The sequence below is a fragment of the Capnocytophaga sputigena genome (assembly GCF_002302495.1).
Lineage (GTDB): Bacteria > Bacteroidota > Bacteroidia > Flavobacteriales > Flavobacteriaceae > Capnocytophaga > Capnocytophaga sputigena.
Genome location: NZ_CP022379.1, coordinates 2,001,450 through 2,019,020 on the forward strand (window position 1 = coordinate 2,001,450; position 17,571 = coordinate 2,019,020).

The window sequence follows — 17,571 nt, forward strand, 5'->3', positions numbered from 1 at the left end:
GGGCTTTCAGGGAATCTCCGATTGTTAATTATTCATTGTTTATTGTTCATTAAAATCTGTATCCCACTCCTAAGGTATAAGAAACGTTCAAAAAGTTATTGTTACTGCTTATGTTAAGGTTTCTCACAGAGGAATTAGAGGAATTAAGTGCGTTGACCAATCCTTGATTGAAACGAATATCAATAAGGAAATGGTCGGTTACATTAAATTCAGCTCCTACCACTGCTCCAAAATCAAATTTAGCAAAATCACTTCTGTCGAGTTTTACAGTACGACCGTTGAAAGTGTTTTCAAGAGAAGGTTTGTTTACCAAAATACCCCCTTGAACTCCTGCCAAAATACCTAAATTACCTATTTTAAGGCGAGCCAAGATAGGTAGGTTGATATATTGCGTATGAAGGGTGTTGGAATATTTCTCATTTCCTTGTGTAAATTCCCATTTTGCTCCATAACTACTGAAAAGTAGTTCAGTGCGCAAGTCGAGGAAAGGAAGCAACTGAGAATCACTAAAAATACCTACATAATACCCTGCTTTGTATTTTACATTGGTATAATTGGCTTCTGTTTTTCCATTGTATCCGGTGATGCTTCCTCCACCACGAATACCAAAACCCATACTTTCATTTTGTGCTGTAGCTGTAGCAGTGAGTGCTATCAAGGCTACAAAGGTAATAATTTTTTTCATTTTTTTATATATTTATTAGTTATGAGAAACTCCGAGAAGCTCAGGGCTTTCAGGGAATCTCCGATTGTTAATTATTTTAATTATGACTCTTAAGTTATGAGAAACTCTGAGAAGCTCAGGGCTTTCAGGGAATCTCCGATTCACTTACTTAATAATTGTTGATATCACTACACTTTGCCAAAGTTTTAGACTTTTTAGTTATGAGAAACTCCGATAAGCTCAGGGCTTTCAGGGAATCTCTAATTATTCATTGTTCCTTGTTAATTGAATCTGTATCCTACTCCTACAAGGATAGAGCGTGTGCGCAAATAGTCGCTACTGTGGCGAGGGTCTTCTTTTAGGAGATTGGCAAGCCCTAAGTTGAAATTAGCTTCTATAAAAAATCTATCAAAGAAGTTGTATTCCAAACCAAAAGTAGCCCCATAGTCGAATTTTTTAAGGTCGTTTTTAGTAAGTGAACGATGCTCATCTTCAAAAGAAGTAACCCCAGGGATATAGCTGGCGTAGATTCCTACTTTAGGCCGGAAGCCCGAAATATCGTATTTCACTGCAATAGGCAAATTGATATTGTGCAACATAGTACTTCCTTCGCCTATGGTTATTTGATTGATATAGATAAGTCCTATATCTAAGAACCATTTTTCAGAGGCTGACACTTCAGCGGTAAGTCCTGCATAAGCCGACCCACAACTACTCGCTGATTCACTATGAGCTTGGTTTTCATAACGGTCGGTGTGAATACTTTTACTCACGGGGCTCAAAGTATAGCCCCCACGCACTCCGAATTTCACTTGTGCTGTAGCCGTAGCAGTGAATGCTATTAAGGCTGTTAAGATAATAATTTTTTTCATTCTTTTTATATATTTATTAGTTATGAGAAACTCCGAGAAGCTCAGGGCTTTCAGGGAATCTCCGATTGTTCATTGTTAGTAGCCCCCGACTCACTTACTCGGCAATTGCCGACAACCCCGAAGGGGGACTATCCGCAAAAGGGGTACTCATTGTCGCTACACCTTGTTAATTGTTAGTTGTTCATTGTTTAATGATGACTCTTAAGTTATGAGAAACTCTGAGAAGCTCAGGGCTTTCAGGGAATCTCCGATTGTTAGTAGCCCCCGACTCACTTACTCGGCAATTGCCGACAACCCCGAAGGGGGACAATCTGCAAAGGGGGTACTTATTGTTGCTACACTTTGTTAATTATTTAATTGTTCATTGTTAATTGAATCTATATCCTACCCCCAAAAACAAAGTGCGATTGCGCAAATAGTCGCTGCTGTGGCGTGGGTCTTCTTTTAGGAGATTGGCAAGCCCTAAGTTGAAATTAGCTTCTATAAAGAACTTCTCGGTGAAGTTGTACTCTAAACCAAAAGTAGCCCCATAGTCGAATTTTTTAAGGTCGTTTTTAGTAAGTGAACGATGCTCATCTTCAAAAGAAGTAACCCCAGGGATATAGCTGGCGTAGATTCCTACTTTAGGCCGGAAGCCCGAAATATCGTATTTCACTGCAATAGGCAAATTGATATTGTGCAACATAGTACTTCCTTCGCCTATGGTTACTTGATTGATATAGATGAGTCCTACATCAAAGAGTAATTTTTCAGAAGCGGGTATTTCAGCGGTAAGTCCTGCATAAGCCGACCCACAACTACTCGCTGATTCGCTATGAGCTTGGTTTTCATAACGGTCGGTGTGAATACTTTTACTCACGGGGCTCAAAGTATAGCCTCCACGCACTCCAAATTTCACTTGTGCTGTAGCTGTAGCAGTGAATGCTATCAAGGCTGTTAAGATAATAATTTTTTTCATTTGTTTTTATTTGTTTATTAGTTATGAGAAACTCCGAGAAGCTCAGGGCTTTCAGGGAATCTCCGATTGTTAATTATTCATTGTTAATTGTTCATTATTTAATTATGATTCCTGAGTTATGAGAAACTCTGAGAAGTTCAGGGCTTTCAGGGAATCTCTAATTGTTAATTATTCATTGTTCATTGTTAATTGAATCTGTATCCTACTCCTACAAGGATAGAGCGTGTGCGCAAATAGTCGCTGCTGTGGCGTGGGTCTTTGGTGAGGAGATTGGCTAATCCTAAGTTGAAATTAGCTTCTATAAAAAATCTATCAAAGAAGTTGTATTCCAAACCAAAAGTAGCCCCATAGTCGAATTTTTTAAGGTCGTTTTTAGTAAGCGAACGATGCTCATCTTCAAAGGAAGTAACCCCAGGGATATAGCTGGCGTAGAGTCCTACTTTAGGACGGAAGCCCGAAATATCGTATTTCACTGCAATAGGTAGGTTGATATTGTGCAACATAGTACTTCCTTCGCCTATGGTTACTTGATTGATATAGATAAGTCCTATATCAAAGAGTAATTTTTCAGAAGCGGGTATTTCAGCGGTAAGTCCTGCATAAGCCGACCCACAACTACTCGCTGATTCACTATGAGCTTGGTTTTCATAACGGTCGGTGTGGATACTTTTACTCACGGGGCTCAAAGTATAGCCCCCACGCACTCCGAATTTCACTTGTGCTGTAGCTGTAGCAGTGAATGCTATTAAGGCTGTTAAGATAATAATTTTTTTCATTTTTTTATATATTTATTAGTTATGAGAAACTCCGAGAAGCTCAGGGCTTTCAGGGAATCTCCGATTGTTAATTGTTCATTATTTAATTATGATTCCTGAGTTATGAGAAACTCTGAGAAGATCAGGGCTTTCAGGGAATTTCTAATTCACTTACTTAATAATTGTTCATTGTTAATTATTTAATTGTAACTCCGGCAGCAAAGTATAACGCAGGCAGAAATACACTTGAGCGCGCACTGCCGTCTTCATTTTTAGCTTCTGATGCAAACATAGCACTGAGTTTGCGCTCTCTATAACGCCCTGAACGGATAAAACTTCCTCCTACAGTAAGTGGAATACTCACGTGTTTACCTATCTTGAACTCAGGTTGCAATCCTACAACAAAAGTCTGCTGACTGAATATTTCCTTTTCTCCATTGCGCCTGAGGTAAGCGGAATAACCTCCCATATTAGCTATTAATTTAAAGTCGAGGTTTTCGCGGTAGTTATACCCTAAGGCAACTTTTAGCCCATCAATACTCCCCACTTCAATAGTAAATTTATCGCTAAAAGCACCGTTGTATTTAAAATAAAATGCAGGAAATACCATAGGATACCCAAAAGTATTATTCAGCGCCACCCCACCACCTATTTCGATATTAGGTCGCCAGTGCCATACAAGCACAAAAGCGCCATTAGCTACCACATTTTCACCTATATGAATAGACGAAAGGCGATTTTCGGGGGTATAACTTCCCGCACCGAGTGCCATTAGCATAGACCAACGTTCTTTTAACGGACGCAAATGCAGGAATGTAGCCCCAAGGTTCATCACCTGCGAGGGAAGTTCTTTTCCCACAGGGAAGTGATGGTTGTACATCTGTACAAAAGAACCATTAAGCCCTACGCCCCACAGGGTAGGTCGCTGGTAAGGGTCGTCTTCCTCAGGAGCTTTCATCGAAAGGGGTACCAAAGCCCCTACCGAGTAAATCATCGCCGAGCCATCGCCTGTATTGCTATCACTTACCGCATCGTAGAATTTGGAATTGCTGATGTATTCCGTTTTCACGCTAATTTGCGCAAAAGAATTCACTCCCAAAAAGAGGATTATAAAGGTAAATATTTCTTTCACTATAATGAAGATTAAAGTATTACAGCGGCAAAAGTATAGAGAAAAAAGGTTATAAGAAGAATAAAAAGGTGCTTTCTATACCAAAAGCAGAATTTACTATACTAATTTGGTGCAAGCCGCACGGGCTGTGTTGTTATGAAGGTGTCTGAAAAGTTTTATTGATGTGGGCGTTAGCAAAACGCCCATACATAACATACTACAAAAATTGTTGATTATCAGGCTTGTAGAATTTTACAAACTTTGTCAAAGTCCTTGGGCTTTGACAAAGTTTATGATGCAAAAGCGATTTTTAGACTTTTCGGATAGTCTCCGATTAATCTGATAATTAATCACTACCGATAATGTGGACTTAGCTTGCACCTATTATATCTCAAAAATTTTATCTAATGTGAAGGTGAAAGTTCCTTTAGGGGAGTTGTATACAGCTGATAGCATTTTTTCGGCTAATATTTGGGTAGGCATAGGGCGGTAACGTTTTAAAATGCCTAATTTGTTTAAAAATTTGAAAACTTTTACTGTGAAGTTTTCACCACTTCTGTCGCTGTTGGAGCGGATGAGTATAGAGGGTTGGAAGATGAGTAAGCACGAGAAATCAAGCGCTTTTACGGCGTCCTCTAACTGTCCTTTCATACGGTTGTAGAACAGTTTAGATTGCGCTGTAGCTCCTGCTGCCGAGATGAGTACAAAAGTAGGTACTCCATTGGCTTTACACTGCTGGGCAAAAGCGTACTGATAGTCGTAATCCACACACCATTGGGCATCTTTGCTACCTGCCACGGCTAAGGTGGTACCCAAACAAGAGAAAGCTACATCGCCGTGCAACAAATCTGCCCACGCTTTAGGGGTATCGAAATTGACCACGTGAGCGTGTAGCTTGGGGTGGGTGAGGGCTAAGGGTTTGCGCACGAAGCAATGCACCTCGCTGTAAGTGTCGTCGGCTAAAAGTTGTGTTACTAAATCTTTTCCGGTAGCGCCTGTAGCGCCAATAATAAGTCCTTTCATAAGAATTAATTTATTAGTGCAAAGATACAAAAAAAATACTCGTGGGCTATGGGTGAAAAGTATTTTTTACTATTTTTGCCGCCTCATAATTAATGACCTATGGTGCAATATTTCCCTTACTTATTACTTTTGATGGTGGCTATTATGCTACTGATAATGTTTGCAAACCGGCTCAAGGTAGCGTACCCTATTCTTTTGGTGTTAGGAGGATTGGCAATTAGCTTTATTCCCAATGTCCCAACCATTACACTGAATCCTGATTTGGTACTCATCATTTTCTTACCGCCTCTTCTGTATGCCGATGTTTTTTCGCTATCACTGAAAGAGATGTGGAAGTGGCGCCGCATTATCTTTAGCTTTGCCTTTATTGTAGTTTTTATTACGGCTGCTGCGGTGGCGTGGGTAGCCAATATGGTATTCCCTGGGTTTTCATTGGCGTTAGGTTTCCTTTTGGGGGGCGTGATAGGCTCTACCGATGCGGTGAGTGCTTCAACGATAATGAAGTTTGTAAAGGTACCCAAACGCATTTCAACCATCATAGAAAGTGAAAGTTTGCTGAACGATGCTTCTTCACTAATAGTTTTTAGGTTTGCCGCTTTGGTAGTAACTACCGGTCAGCTGGTATGGACGGATATAGCGCTAAATTTCCTTTGGGTAGCTATTGGCGGAACGCTTATAGGCTTGGCAGTAGCGTGGGTGATGCGTAAACTACACAAGTATCTTCCTACCGATGCTAATATGGATGTTATCCTTACCTTTATTGTTCCTTATATAATGTATATTGTAGCTAACGAGGTAGGGGCGTCCGGAGTGTTGGCAGTAGTGGCTGGAGGTATGTATATGTCGTTCCACCTTACTAGTATTCTTGCTGCCTCCACAAGCAACAAAGGGTGGGCGGTATGGGATATTTTAGGTTTTGTACTGAACGGACTTGCCTTTATGCTGATAGGACTTGCTTTGCCTGAAGTGCTGATAGGTATAGAAGCCGAAGGTATGAGTCTTGCCACTGCTACCAACTACGGACTGCTCATCACAGGGGTAGTAGTAGGGGTACGACTGCTATCGTCATACGGGGCTTTACTCATTACTCAAGTAATGAAACACTTTATCACAGTAGCCGACAGGCGGAACCCTGGCTTTCGGTTACCTTTGGTACTGGGTTGGGCAGGAATGCGCGGGGTGCTTTCACTAGCGGTAGCCCTTTCTATTCCTCTAACTTTAGAGAACGGTGAGCCTTTTCCGCATCGCAGCCTGATTCTCTACATTACTTTTATAGTGATATTGGCAACCCTACTCGTACAAGGGCTTAGTTTGCCAGCGCTTATTCGATGGGCTAAATTCCCTGATTATGAAGACCATATTCCTGAAGCTGAAGCCGAAAGTCTTATTCGTAAATCATTAGCGCAAGCTGCTTTAGATTATATGCAAAAGCATTACAAAGAAGGAATAACTGATAGTTTTCTATTACAGAATCAGAAAGATATATGGCAATACCAACTCGATATGCCTAAGTGCAATACTACCCCTGAAGTGCGAAAGAAATACCTTGCTATTTTACGTCATCAGCGGAGGATATTACAACAACTGAATAAAAACCCACATATTGATGAGGAGCAAATACGCAATTTCCACCGACAGTTGAACTTAGAAGAAGAAAAATGGGAAGAGTGAATTATAAGAATATTTTTTGAATATCATTATTCATAATTTTCTATATCAGCATTAGGATTATACCATCCGATAAGGCTTGCAAAGTAAGGATAAACACTATTATACACCTCAAATTTGGTAGTTTCGGGCGATTGAATTTCTATCAAAAGACTTCCTCCCCTTGCATAGTGCCAATGTACTTTTTCAACCTTTTTAGGGTCGATATTCTTGATTTTGAAGGGAGTAAATAAATAGAGTTGCTCACAACAAAGTACAAATGTAGGGGCGTGCTTGTAGTGAAAAGATAAGGAAGATTGTATTTGCAGTAAGAACAGAAACTCCTCTTCGCTCATCTGCTCTATGAGTTTTTGTAGTTTTAGGGCTCTTTGTCTTCCTCGATAAAGAATGAAGAAAAAGAATGATAAGATTAAAACTATTACCAAAAAAAAGGGGTTGTAGATAATATCGGCGAGTTTTCTGTGATTTATAATTGTATGAATTACAATTAGGATTGTTAGCACTATTACTGATAGTACTATTGTTGTGGTAGCTACACGTTTTGCGTGTTTTTGTACACCTTCAATATAGTTTAGTTTGTTAGAAGAAAGCATTTGTGGTTAAGAAATTAAAATTAAAAAATTGATTAACGCCACAAAAGTATATCATTTTTTTGAATTATGCAAGTGTGATGCAAAAGAAATGATTAGCCGAATATAGAAAGCCATTCCTCTATGTTATCAGGGTTGTTGAAAGACAAGGCTCTTTCTATATCGGTATCGTCGGGGGGCATTAGTTCTACGTTGATATACACTTGTTCTCGTGGTTGGTTGAAGGCAAAAATACCAGTCTCGTCGAGTTTTTTCATCGCATATACCATAGCAGCAAGTCGCAAGTCGTATTCCTCGTTCCATTGCTCCTCATTGTTGTAATCTATAAGAGAGTCGCGCTGCTCAAACAACTGCTTTACCTGCTGAAAATATTCCTCATAACCAAAAGCGTAATAGGGGCTATCAGCAAATGAGTATTTGTAGTATGGTATTTCCTCTTGGGGGATAGCATTTTCATTTACAAATCGCTCTAAAGCTTCCACCGACCACGCCGCAATACAAGGAGGAAGCGCCTCACCCGTAGTGAGTAACACACAATAGTAATAATGCTCTCCGTTTTCAAAGAGCTTTAAAAATGCTTTTTGAGCAGCCTCAAAAATAGCATCGCCTAATGGTTGTAGTTCAGGGGTCATTAGTTTTTTTAGTTTTAAAATAGGATTATACTTTCTTGAAAAAGAATTCTTCTTCATCACCTACTACTATTACAAAGTCATTGGTGGAGGGAATGCCCAGTGATGCGCATTCTTCTTTGAGGCGTTTGGCGCAAGCGACTAATAGCTTCGTGGCGGCACTGCTCTTTTCTTGCATTTCGGTTTCTTGGTTGAAAAGGTCGAAGAGGGTAGCATCTTCTTCGTTGGGTTCTATATCTATGGTATGAGCATACTCGGCTGTGTTCCAAAGGTAGTGTTTTGCCTCTTTGCCATATTTTTGATATTCTTGTCTTTCGCTTTCAGTACCAAAGCCTATCCTTGTGGGCAGTATGTTTTGGTAGTCAAACGATAGGTTGATGCAGTACAAAGGCTCTTTCACAGGATATGCCTTAATGGTAGGCACCAATAGTGCATAGTAGCGTTCCGCAGCTTTTTCCGAGAGGGCTTTATAACTGATTTTCTTATCCTTCTTCTGATAATATACATAGCCGGTTTCGTTGGTAATACTATTGAGTTTTCCCGACATATCATAGGTATAGAGGAGCGTATTATCAATATAATCTATTCCTTTTTTCTCTTGGCGGATGAGTTTGTTCCCCTCATAATACATAGTCCTTTCGCTCCAAGTATTATTATTGAAAGCGGAGTAGATTGATTGCAACAGTCCGTCCTTATAGATGAATATTTTAGTATTTATACATTTTTTCTTAGAGGCAAAATCAAAGTGATAACTGATAATTTGGTTTTTCTCACGGAAATAAAACTCTTCGTAATAATCGCCTTCACATCCAATATAAGAGTGTGCTACAATTATTTCATCTTTTCCATTTACTCCATATTGATACTTATTGTCAGTATCTTTTGGAGCTTCTTTTAGGATTTTAGACTTTGGAAAACGGTTTTGTTCAAAGTAGAAAGGCTCTAAAGAAAAGTATCCCACGCCTCCTGCTGCCCAAAACCAACGCACTACCTGTGCTTCTATTTGCGCTTTCAATGCTGGGTAATTCGCTTGGGCTTGGTCATAGAGTTTTCTTACTTGTTCGTTCATAGAGTTTCTGTATTACTTTATCTTATTGACTTTTTTATACAAATCCTTAAGTAGGGTAATATGGTTTTGGGTTTCGGCTAAAGGTGCCAATTGTTCAAAAATAGGGTTCATTTAGATTTTTTAATTCTCAATATTATACTTTCTTCAAAAAAGAATCTTCTATATCGCTTACTACCACTACAAAGTCATCGGTGGAGGGAATGCCCAGTGATGCCCATTCTTCTTTGAGGCGTTTGGCACAAGCGACTAATAGCTTCGTGGCAGCGCTCTCCCTTTCTTGCATTTCAGTCTCTTGGTTAAAGAGCTCAAAGAGGGCAGTGTCTTCATTGTCTGTTTCAATCTCTACGGTATGGGCATAATCGGCAGTGTTCCAAAGTAAGCTATCAGCTCTTTTTCCGTAGCTTTCCTTCCATTCGATCCTCTTGTTTTCAGTGCCAAAACCTATTGTTGGGGGCATTATATATTGGTAATCAAAAGCTATATTCAGACAATACAAAGGCTCTGGGATAGGATAGGCTTTGATTGCAGGAATTAACAGGGCATAGAAGCGCTCGGCTACACGCTCCGAGAGCTTTTTATAACTCACTTTCTTATCTTTCTTCTGATAATATACATAGCCGGTTTCGTTGGTAATACTATTGAGTTTTCCCAACATATCATAGGTATAGAGAAGGGTATTATCAATGGGGTTTGAATAATAATCTAATCCTTTAGTTTTGCGTCGTATGAGTTTATTCCCCTCATAATACATTGTCTCTTCCAAATAATGCTCTTCAAAAGCACTATAGATATATTGAAGTAATCCATCTTTATAAATAAAAATCTTTACATTGTCACACTCCTTTTCCTCAGAGTACTCAAAACGATAACTGATAATTTGGCTGTCTTCTCGGAAGTAGAAAGTTTCATAACACTGTCCTTTAAACTCAGTATAACTGCGTTCCACGATAATCTCATCGTTGGCATTCACGCCATATTGATACTTATTGTCAGAATCTTCTGGAGCGTCTTTAAGAATTTTAGATTTCGAGAAACGGTTTTGTTCAAAATAAAAAGGCTCTAAAGAAAAGTATCCTACGCCTCCTGAAGCCCAAAACCAACGCACTACCTGCGCCTCTATTTGGGCTTTCAATGCTGGGTAATTCGCTTGGGCTTGGTCGTAGAGTTTCCTTGCTTGTTCGTTCATAAGGTTTTATTTGTAAAATGATTAAGGGTTATTAAGTTTTTTCCAGTCTTCAAGGGCTTGTTTGTTTGCCCGATGTTCTGATAGAGGATAGATAAGTTCTTCTTCCTTTAGCTTTTTAAGTCGGGTAAGGTACATATTTTCATATTTTGCCATAAGTTTCTCGTCACCCTTTTGCTTGTATAGCTCTTTGAGGTAGAAAAAAGGTTCCCAATCCTTATTGGCTACAGTGGCTTTGCCTGCTTCTACCGCCTTAAGCAATTCTTCTTCGGCTTCTTCTATACGCCCCAAATGGAATAGCGCACCCCCTAAAGCAGTGCCATAGTAAGCTCTTTGTTTTTCATTAATCCACCCATCGCTATTTCTATTGAGTGCTTTTTCGAGCCAAGGAATAGCTTCTTCCCATTTAGCTTGGTGAAGATACATATTCCCATAGTTATAGAAGATATAGTTTAAAGTAGTATACTCATTTTCAGTTATGTATTTTAAGGCTTTAGCAGCCATTGCTTCCGCTTTGTCATACTGGGCAACATCTGCCAATACACCAAAGTAATCCCCAAAAAACATAGCCCTATCAAAGGTATCCGAGAGATCTGTCTCTACCTTTGGGCAGAGCGTTTCATAGATAGCTAGTGCCTCCTTATATTGGCATCTTTTTAGAGATTTGGCTGTGTCCCATTGTTTGATTATTGGATTCATTTTATTTTTAGGTTTTAATTGCCATTATACTTTCTTACCCTTCTTCTGATATATAACATAGTCCGTTCCGCTGGTAATACTGTTGAGTTCTCCCGATGTATCATAGGTATAGAGAAGAAAATCATTGATAGGGTCTGAACAATTATCAACTCCTTTAGTTTCACGGCGTATGAGTTTGTCTCCCTCATAATACATTGTCTCTTCCCAATAATGCTCTTTAAAAGCAGCGTAGATATGTTGAAGCAATCCATCTTTATAAGTGAAAATCTTTACATTAGCACATTCCTTTTTTGCAGAATGATCAAAATAATAACTGACAATTTGATTTCCCTCACGAAAGTAGAATTTTTCCCAATATTGTCCTTTAATGATTCCTTTTAGTTTTGGGTAATTGCGAACTACAATTATTTCTTCTTTCTCATTTATTCCATATTGATGCTTATTGTCAGTATCTTCTGGAGCTTCTTTTAGGATTTTACTCTTGGCAAAATTGTGTTCTTCAAAATAAAAAGGCTCTAAAGAAAAAAGCCCCATACCTCCTGCAGCCCAAAACCAACGCACTACCTGCGCCTCTATTTGGGCTTTCAGCTCTGGGTAATCCGCTTGGGCTTGTTTATAAAGTTTTCTTGCTTGTTCGATCATAAACTGTTCATATTATGGAGAATTGCTAAGGCAAGTTTATCTTCTTGAGTTCGCCAGCAGGGGTCAACAATAGTGCCTCTTTAGCTTTATTTTTATCAGGGTGATTGACACTCATTTTCATCTCATAGACCACTTGTATCATAGGTTCTACGATAATAGGGTTGAGTACTACATCAAAATCTCGGTTAGCAATAGGTTGGTAATACTGAGTAGTAGACTTGTTGGCTTGCACCACATTGCCTGCTCGCTTGCCTTGTAAGGATGCACTACTATAGGCTTCGTAGCTACTATATTGTTCGGTAGGGGAAATGTGGAAAAAACCATCAATGATCTTCTTTTCAGTGGAGGCAAAGCTCTCCCCAAGGGTTGTTTCATAGAGCTTTTGCTTTTCGGCAAAGGCTGATTTCACCTTGTCCTTAAGTTCTTTTTTTATGGTCTCTAACTGGCTACTGTAGTAGTCCATACGTACAAGATCATAGATCTCGTTATTAGCCAGTAGAGTGATTAGCTCATTGAGTCGAGAGGCTTCATTGATTTTGATATGTAAGTTTTGCTTGAGTTCAAAGCCCATAGGCACTTCATTGTAGGTGCGCTTGCTAAAGACTTTCTTCTCGGTTTCGTATTCGTACATAGGCACAAAGGAGATCATATCTACAAAAGCCTCCATATTCTTAGCCTTTAGGGCAGAGAGCACAGGCGAAAGGCGCTGACTCATTAGGGAGGTAGCCTCTTCAGCACTCTTGCCTACCTGCACCACACTGAAGATCGCCACAAAAGCATCAGCTTTGATATTAGCCAGCCCTTTGGCTGAGACTACCATTTCGTAATTGGTAGGGAAATCAAGAGAATAGTCGTTGTTATTCAAGCTATTTCGACCTCTGTTTTGGTAATTGAGGTTTCCTGAGGCCTGCCCAAAACCAAGCATTGTACTCACAAGGGCTACGGAGAAAAAGAGATGTTTCATATTATTTTTTATTTAATATTTAGCGGTATAATAGCTCCTACTGAAAGGCGGAATTTACCCGTGTCAAAAGGATAGTTGTCACTCATTTTACCCCAAGGGAATGCGTAGCCTGCTTTTACATAGAAAATAAAAATTTGTATACCTGCTTCGGGGGCAAAGTAATAAGGAGAGAAATTCAGTTGAGGGCGCAAGAGCAAGACTGGAATATCAACAAAGCCTCCACGCTCATTATCTGCTCTTATCCACGCCGAGAGTTGCGCTTCGGGGATAGCAACTAATCCGTTTTCCGAACGGAAGTTGCCCGCCAATCCCGCAAATAGTGCCAACTTATTGCTGTCATAATAGTTGAAATGCACTCCTAACTGTCCGTAGCTACTACCTTGTTTGAGGTAACTCGCATCTATAATCAGGGTTTTGTCTTTCGAGGTTTGCGCTACAGCAGGGAGTGTTGCCCATACACATAGCAGTAAAAAGAGTTTTTTCATTTTAATTATTGTATTTTTTAAGTATATTACTCACTATCAAAGCTATTAAATAAGCTATCACCAAACACGTATCCCCTACAATTGCCAATGGAAACAAGAGGATTGTCCTTAGCATACTCCCAAAGGTCTTTTGGCGTTTCTCTAAAAGGTGTAGGGTAATGAATATGTTCAAATTCATAGTGTATTATGTGTTTTTGCTAATCCTTTTTCACATCCATACGATAGCTGCGGTGGCAGGCTACACAGTTGCCGAGTAGGGCAGTTACTTGTTGTTGTGTAACTTTAGGGTCGAAGTTCTTTTCGGCGCTATTGGCAATGCTATCGAATTTAGCGTGCGTGTCGAAGCCTATAGTTTTGAATCCCATAGGGATAGAAGCTATGAGTCCTGCAGGAGCGTGATGTGCTACCGAACCTCCTGAACTACGTGCTGCTTCCACTATCAGTGAGGAATCGTTTTGCTCAATTCCCATATTGATTTGATGTAAGGTTTCTACGAAATTGCGCATTTCGCTCATCACAAAATCACGATTCGGTTGACTTACCACTATACTTGTACGTGAGTCGCCTTCAATTACTTGGGTATTTCCTACAAATAATTTGCGTACCAATACTACATTGGTAGCGAGTGATAGCACCAAAAGAGCTATAAAACTCATCTTTTTCATACGTTATTTTAATTTGTTGATTTACTAATATTAGGGCAAAGATAGTAATAATTAGCAAATTAGCAAATTAAGGAGTTAGCAAACTTTAATTTGTAGTGAGTCCGCCATCTACAGCGAGCACAGCGCCTGTAATCCACGAAGCATTATCGCTGGCTAAGAATACACAAGCCTTGGCTATATCTTCAGGCGTGCCAATGTGTTGCAATGGGTAGATTTCCTTTATCATAGCCTTAAAAGCGGCTTGTTTTTCGGGGGTAAGAGCTTGTAAATTGCGGTTGAATTGTGGGGTAGAGATACTCCCAGGGGCAATGGCATTTACGCGTACACCCAAATGTCCCACCTCAAAAGCCAACGCCTTGGTAAAAGAGTTTAACGCTCCTTTAGTAGCCGAATAGACGGTAGTTGCGCGGTTAGGAAGCATTCGGTGGGCAAAATACGACGAGATATTAATAACATTCCCCTTGCTTTTCACCAAAGCAGGTAACAGACCTTGGGTAAGGAAATAAGGCGCTTTTACATTGAGGTTGAAGTGGGCATCGTATAAGGTGCTGTCCACTTGCTCAAAAGGTATGAACTTGCCCAAACCAGCGTTGTTTACTAAAATATCTACCGTAGATAGCAGTTGCTCAATGTCTTTCACTACCTCAGCTACTGTCTCTGTTTTTGATAAATCAGCAGAGAGGGTGTGTACTTGCACGCCAAACTCATTTAGTAGCGCTTGTTGGGCTTTTTGTAGTTTCTCAGGGTCTTTACCTATGAGCAATAGATTTGCACCCTCACGGGCAAAGGCTTTGGCTATTCCTAAACCAATACCATCACTTCCGCCGGTAATTACGGCATTCTTGTTGTTTAAGTTTTTCATTTTAATATTTGTTTATTGATTTTACATTTTCTTCTTTTATACCATTTTACCAAGGAAACATACAGTACTGCCTGAGGAAATGATATTGCGTAAGAGGTTAAAAACTTCACGCTCCAATCACTCCAAAGATTCAACTTATCACTTGTGATAAAGCTGTTTACCAAGCAAAGTGGTGTCGCTATAAAAAAGACAAATTGCAGAGTTTGTTTAAGTTCTGTATTCATTTGTTAATTATCTTCTTTAATTGTAGATTATTTACAAAATGCAAAGGTAAAGTATTTATTTGTATATTTGCAACCTATTTCGTAATTTATTTACAATTTATGGCAAAAGAAGTACAAAAAGAACTCTTGTTAGACTTTGATTTTCTGCGGAAATTGGTAGTGGGTATAGGGGAAGTATCGCAAATCACTGGAATCCCTACCCGACAAATACGTTATTGGGAAGAGAAAGGGATTATCACCAGTTTGACAGAAGAAGAAGGGAAAAATCGCAGGTATGATTACCTGAATATCAAAAAAATACTCCTTATCAAAGAGCTTCTTGATGAGGGATATACATTAGATGCTTCGGTAGAGAAAGTAAAGAAGCGTATGGCGATGATAGAGGAAACACTCTCTAAGATGAGTCAATTAGTTACAGTCTAAAAATATCCTCAGTCGATACATAGAGTTCAGGAAATTTAACTGATTGAACTATATCGCCTTCTACAATAGGAGGGAGGGCGCGATATTTGCCCTCTTCAAGAACAAACTGCGTGATTTCCTTGTCGACAGGACGGACTACCCAATACTCCATCACCCCTGATTCTTCATACAATTCATACTTATTGCGCATTTCCTTTTTAGTGTTGCCAGGTGATAGTATTTCAATAATTAGGTCAGGGGCTCCTAAGCAACGTTTGTCGTTCTCTAACTTTTTAGGGTCGCACACCACGCAGAGGTCGGGTTGTACTACACTGTCCTCCAAGCCATTTTTGTTTTTGAGTACCACATCAAAAGGAGCTGCAAAAAGCTGACAGGTTTTTCCTTTGAAATAATGATAGAGCTCGCCCGTTAAATTTCTTGCTATTTTTTGATGTGAAATAGCAGGAGCAGGGCTCATTCTGAAAATTTTTCCTTTGAGAATTTCCAACCTTTCTTTTATTTCCCAAAGTACATAATCCGCATACGTATATACCCCATTTGTGAGGTCTAACTGATTGATATTGGTGATTACTGTACTCATAAATAACTAATTTTAAACAATTATCAAGGGCAAAGATATAAAATAATAAGCAATTTGCTAATTTTCTTATTTGTTAATTTTTCTGATAAAACCGAACCCAGTCTACGTACATTCTTATTGGCTTGGTAAAAGGTTTTACTTGACCTACCCAACTACCACCTAATTGCATATCGATGCGCAACATATAGGGGCGGTTGAAAGGAAATTGCCCTTCACTCTCTTTCTCGGGTACGCGCGCATAACTGAAAGTTTGCTTGCCGTTTACATAAAAACGCACCTCATCGGTGTCGAGTTCTACGGCATAGATGTTGTAATCATCGGGGTTGATAGGGGCAGTAGCGGTGCTTGGGGGAGTACGCTTAGATTTGTCTTTTTTGCCCGCTTGGGTGTAAGTGGAGTGTACTGTATGGTGTACAAAAGGCTCGTAGTTGAGTCGTTCTACGATGTCTATCTCACCACCCGTAGGCCAAGTAGCATCGGGTACCATCCAGAGAGATGGCCAAGCACCTTGATGAGCTTCGAGCTTGCAACGGATTTCTAAACGTCCATTTTGAAAATATTTCTTTCCTTGGGTAGTTACCCCTCCCGTAATGTAAGGCGTTTTGTGCTTGGTAGGGTCAGTTCTGGGCTTGCCTAAAAGAATAAGATTACCATTCTTTATTTCAAACAAACTAGGGTCTTGGCTCATTGTTTTGCACCAGTCGGCTGTTGAAGTAGGGCATCCCCATATTTTAGACCATATACCGGTAGCGAAAATATCATCGCGGTTGAAATCGTCTTCCCAAACTAATTTCCATTCCTCTTTTTCTTTAGAAGAGGTGTCATCTTCTTTTTGTTCTTGAGAGCAACCTACAATGATGCTCCAAATGCATAAAATAATAAAAGTTTTTCTCATAATATTGTATTGTTTTTAAGTTATTCTAAATACAAAGGTAGTGATAATTTGATAATTAGCAAATTAGTAAATTAGCGAATTTGCATATTAGGCAATTAAGTATTACTTTTGTGGCATTAAAATATTAATAATATAATTATGAAAAAAGTATTTTTAATGGGAGTGTTAGCTTCCTTTATGTTAGCGGGTTGTGGTACAGCTAAATCACCAGAGATGAAACGCTTGGAAAAACAACAACAAGCCTTGAAACTCAATACCGAGCTCAACGAATTGCAAATGAAACTCACACAAGAGCAAACCAATAATCAGTCGTTGCAAACTGAGGCTACACAGGCTAATGAAGAAGCTACTGATCGCACGGATGCTTTTAGTGATGCGAGTTCGGCTTCAGCAAGTGCTAAAAAAGCGAACAAAGCTGAAAAGGCTTTGCGCAAAGCTAGTAAAGCTAATAAGCAATTAGCCAAAAGTAATCGCCGTATTGAGAAATTGCAAAAAGACATCACTAAATTGCAAGAAAAGATAACTGAACTAAATGCTGAAGTAGAATTTAGCAAATAGATACAAGTTAGATGTTTTATTAAAAATTCCCGTGTGGTACTACCACACGGGA

21 protein-coding genes are annotated in these 17,571 nt (G+C 39.4%); 3 read left to right on the forward strand and 18 right to left on the reverse strand.

What is annotated here, in order from left to right:
• Positions 1-49: 49 nt before the first annotated feature.
• From CGC57_RS08825 to CGC57_RS08850, 6 genes are all read right to left on the reverse strand, one after another.
• Complete coding sequence (locus CGC57_RS08825; RefSeq protein ID WP_002679268.1) at positions 50-685, reverse strand: porin family protein; 636 nt, start codon at positions 683-685, stop codon at positions 50-52.
• A 260-nt stretch (positions 686-945) separates the two neighbouring features.
• Complete coding sequence (locus CGC57_RS08830; RefSeq protein WP_095898846.1) at positions 946-1,536, reverse strand: porin family protein; 591 nt, start codon at positions 1,534-1,536, stop codon at positions 946-948.
• A gap of 367 nt (positions 1,537-1,903) precedes the next feature.
• Complete coding sequence (locus CGC57_RS08835; RefSeq protein WP_095898847.1) at positions 1,904-2,494, reverse strand: porin family protein; 591 nt, start codon at positions 2,492-2,494, stop codon at positions 1,904-1,906.
• Positions 2,495-2,679: 185 nt separating this feature from the next.
• Positions 2,680-3,270, reverse strand: a complete 591-nt coding sequence (locus CGC57_RS08840) for a porin family protein (RefSeq protein WP_095898848.1) — start codon at positions 3,268-3,270, stop codon at positions 2,680-2,682.
• 175 nt (positions 3,271-3,445) lie between these two features.
• The gene (locus CGC57_RS08845; protein WP_095898849.1) at positions 3,446-4,381 is read right to left on the reverse strand and encodes a DUF6268 family outer membrane beta-barrel protein; all 936 of its coding nucleotides are present in this window, start codon (positions 4,379-4,381) and stop codon (positions 3,446-3,448) included.
• Positions 4,382-4,744: 363 nt separating this feature from the next.
• Positions 4,745-5,383, reverse strand: a complete 639-nt coding sequence (locus CGC57_RS08850) for an NAD(P)H-binding protein (protein ID WP_095898850.1) — start codon at positions 5,381-5,383, stop codon at positions 4,745-4,747.
• A 99-nt stretch (positions 5,384-5,482) separates the two neighbouring features.
• Between CGC57_RS08850 and CGC57_RS08855 the strand changes: the two genes are divergently transcribed.
• Positions 5,483-7,054: a Na+/H+ antiporter gene (locus CGC57_RS08855; protein ID WP_095898851.1), complete on the forward strand. Its 1,572-nt coding sequence runs from the start codon at positions 5,483-5,485 to the stop codon at positions 7,052-7,054.
• A 26-nt stretch (positions 7,055-7,080) separates the two neighbouring features.
• On the opposite strand, the gene CGC57_RS08860 is transcribed toward CGC57_RS08855, so the two are convergent.
• The 10 genes from CGC57_RS08860 to CGC57_RS08905 all read right to left on the reverse strand — a co-directional run bounded on the left by CGC57_RS08860 (position 7,081) and on the right by CGC57_RS08905 (position 14,839).
• The gene (locus CGC57_RS08860; protein ID WP_095898852.1) at positions 7,081-7,644 is read right to left on the reverse strand and encodes a hypothetical protein; all 564 of its coding nucleotides are present in this window, start codon (positions 7,642-7,644) and stop codon (positions 7,081-7,083) included.
• Positions 7,645-7,736: 92 nt separating this feature from the next.
• Positions 7,737-8,273, reverse strand: a complete 537-nt coding sequence (locus CGC57_RS08865; protein WP_095899491.1) for a DUF4303 domain-containing protein — start codon at positions 8,271-8,273, stop codon at positions 7,737-7,739.
• 25 nt (positions 8,274-8,298) lie between these two features.
• A complete protein-coding gene (locus CGC57_RS08870) occupies positions 8,299-9,339 on the reverse strand; it encodes a hypothetical protein (RefSeq protein ID WP_095898853.1) in 1,041 nt (346 codons plus the stop codon).
• A gap of 133 nt (positions 9,340-9,472) precedes the next feature.
• Positions 9,473-10,525, reverse strand: coding sequence for a hypothetical protein (locus CGC57_RS08875; RefSeq protein ID WP_095898854.1), 1,053 nt, complete (start codon positions 10,523-10,525; stop codon positions 9,473-9,475).
• A gap of 21 nt (positions 10,526-10,546) precedes the next feature.
• Positions 10,547-11,221 carry a tetratricopeptide repeat protein gene (locus CGC57_RS08880; RefSeq protein WP_095898855.1) on the reverse strand — a complete coding sequence of 225 codons (675 nt, stop codon included), beginning with the start codon at positions 11,219-11,221 and terminating at the stop codon, positions 10,547-10,549.
• Between the two features lie 24 nt (positions 11,222-11,245).
• Positions 11,246-11,863 carry a hypothetical protein gene (locus tag CGC57_RS08885; RefSeq protein WP_197721037.1) on the reverse strand — a complete coding sequence of 206 codons (618 nt, stop codon included), beginning with the start codon at positions 11,861-11,863 and terminating at the stop codon, positions 11,246-11,248.
• Positions 11,864-11,888: 25 nt separating this feature from the next.
• Entirely contained in the window at positions 11,889-12,827 is a 939-nt protein-coding gene (locus tag CGC57_RS08890; protein WP_095898856.1) for an SIMPL domain-containing protein, read from the reverse strand.
• Between the two features lie 8 nt (positions 12,828-12,835).
• Entirely contained in the window at positions 12,836-13,312 is a 477-nt protein-coding gene (locus CGC57_RS08895; protein ID WP_095898857.1) for a hypothetical protein, read from the reverse strand.
• A 197-nt stretch (positions 13,313-13,509) separates the two neighbouring features.
• Positions 13,510-13,977: a hypothetical protein gene (locus CGC57_RS08900; protein WP_095898858.1), complete on the reverse strand. Its 468-nt coding sequence runs from the start codon at positions 13,975-13,977 to the stop codon at positions 13,510-13,512.
• 85 nt (positions 13,978-14,062) lie between these two features.
• Positions 14,063-14,839 (reverse strand): SDR family NAD(P)-dependent oxidoreductase, encoded by a 777-nt coding sequence (locus tag CGC57_RS08905; protein ID WP_095898859.1) that lies wholly within the window; start codon positions 14,837-14,839, stop codon positions 14,063-14,065.
• Positions 14,840-15,162: 323 nt separating this feature from the next.
• Between CGC57_RS08905 and CGC57_RS08915 the strand changes: the two genes are divergently transcribed.
• The gene (locus CGC57_RS08915) at positions 15,163-15,486 is read left to right on the forward strand and encodes a MerR family transcriptional regulator (RefSeq protein ID WP_095898861.1); all 324 of its coding nucleotides are present in this window, start codon (positions 15,163-15,165) and stop codon (positions 15,484-15,486) included.
• On the opposite strand, the gene CGC57_RS08920 is transcribed toward CGC57_RS08915, so the two are convergent.
• Both CGC57_RS08920 and CGC57_RS08925 read right to left on the reverse strand, forming a co-directional pair.
• The gene (locus CGC57_RS08920) at positions 15,476-16,066 is read right to left on the reverse strand and encodes a Uma2 family endonuclease (protein WP_095898862.1); all 591 of its coding nucleotides are present in this window, start codon (positions 16,064-16,066) and stop codon (positions 15,476-15,478) included. The genes CGC57_RS08915 and CGC57_RS08920 overlap by 11 nt on opposite strands.
• A gap of 73 nt (positions 16,067-16,139) precedes the next feature.
• A complete protein-coding gene (locus CGC57_RS08925) occupies positions 16,140-16,961 on the reverse strand; it encodes a glycoside hydrolase family 16 protein (protein WP_095898863.1) in 822 nt (273 codons plus the stop codon).
• A 138-nt stretch (positions 16,962-17,099) separates the two neighbouring features.
• On the opposite strand from CGC57_RS08925, the gene CGC57_RS08930 reads away from it, so the two are divergent.
• The gene (locus tag CGC57_RS08930; RefSeq protein WP_095898864.1) at positions 17,100-17,519 is read left to right on the forward strand and encodes a SlyB protein; all 420 of its coding nucleotides are present in this window, start codon (positions 17,100-17,102) and stop codon (positions 17,517-17,519) included.
• Positions 17,520-17,571: the final 52 nt, after the last annotated feature.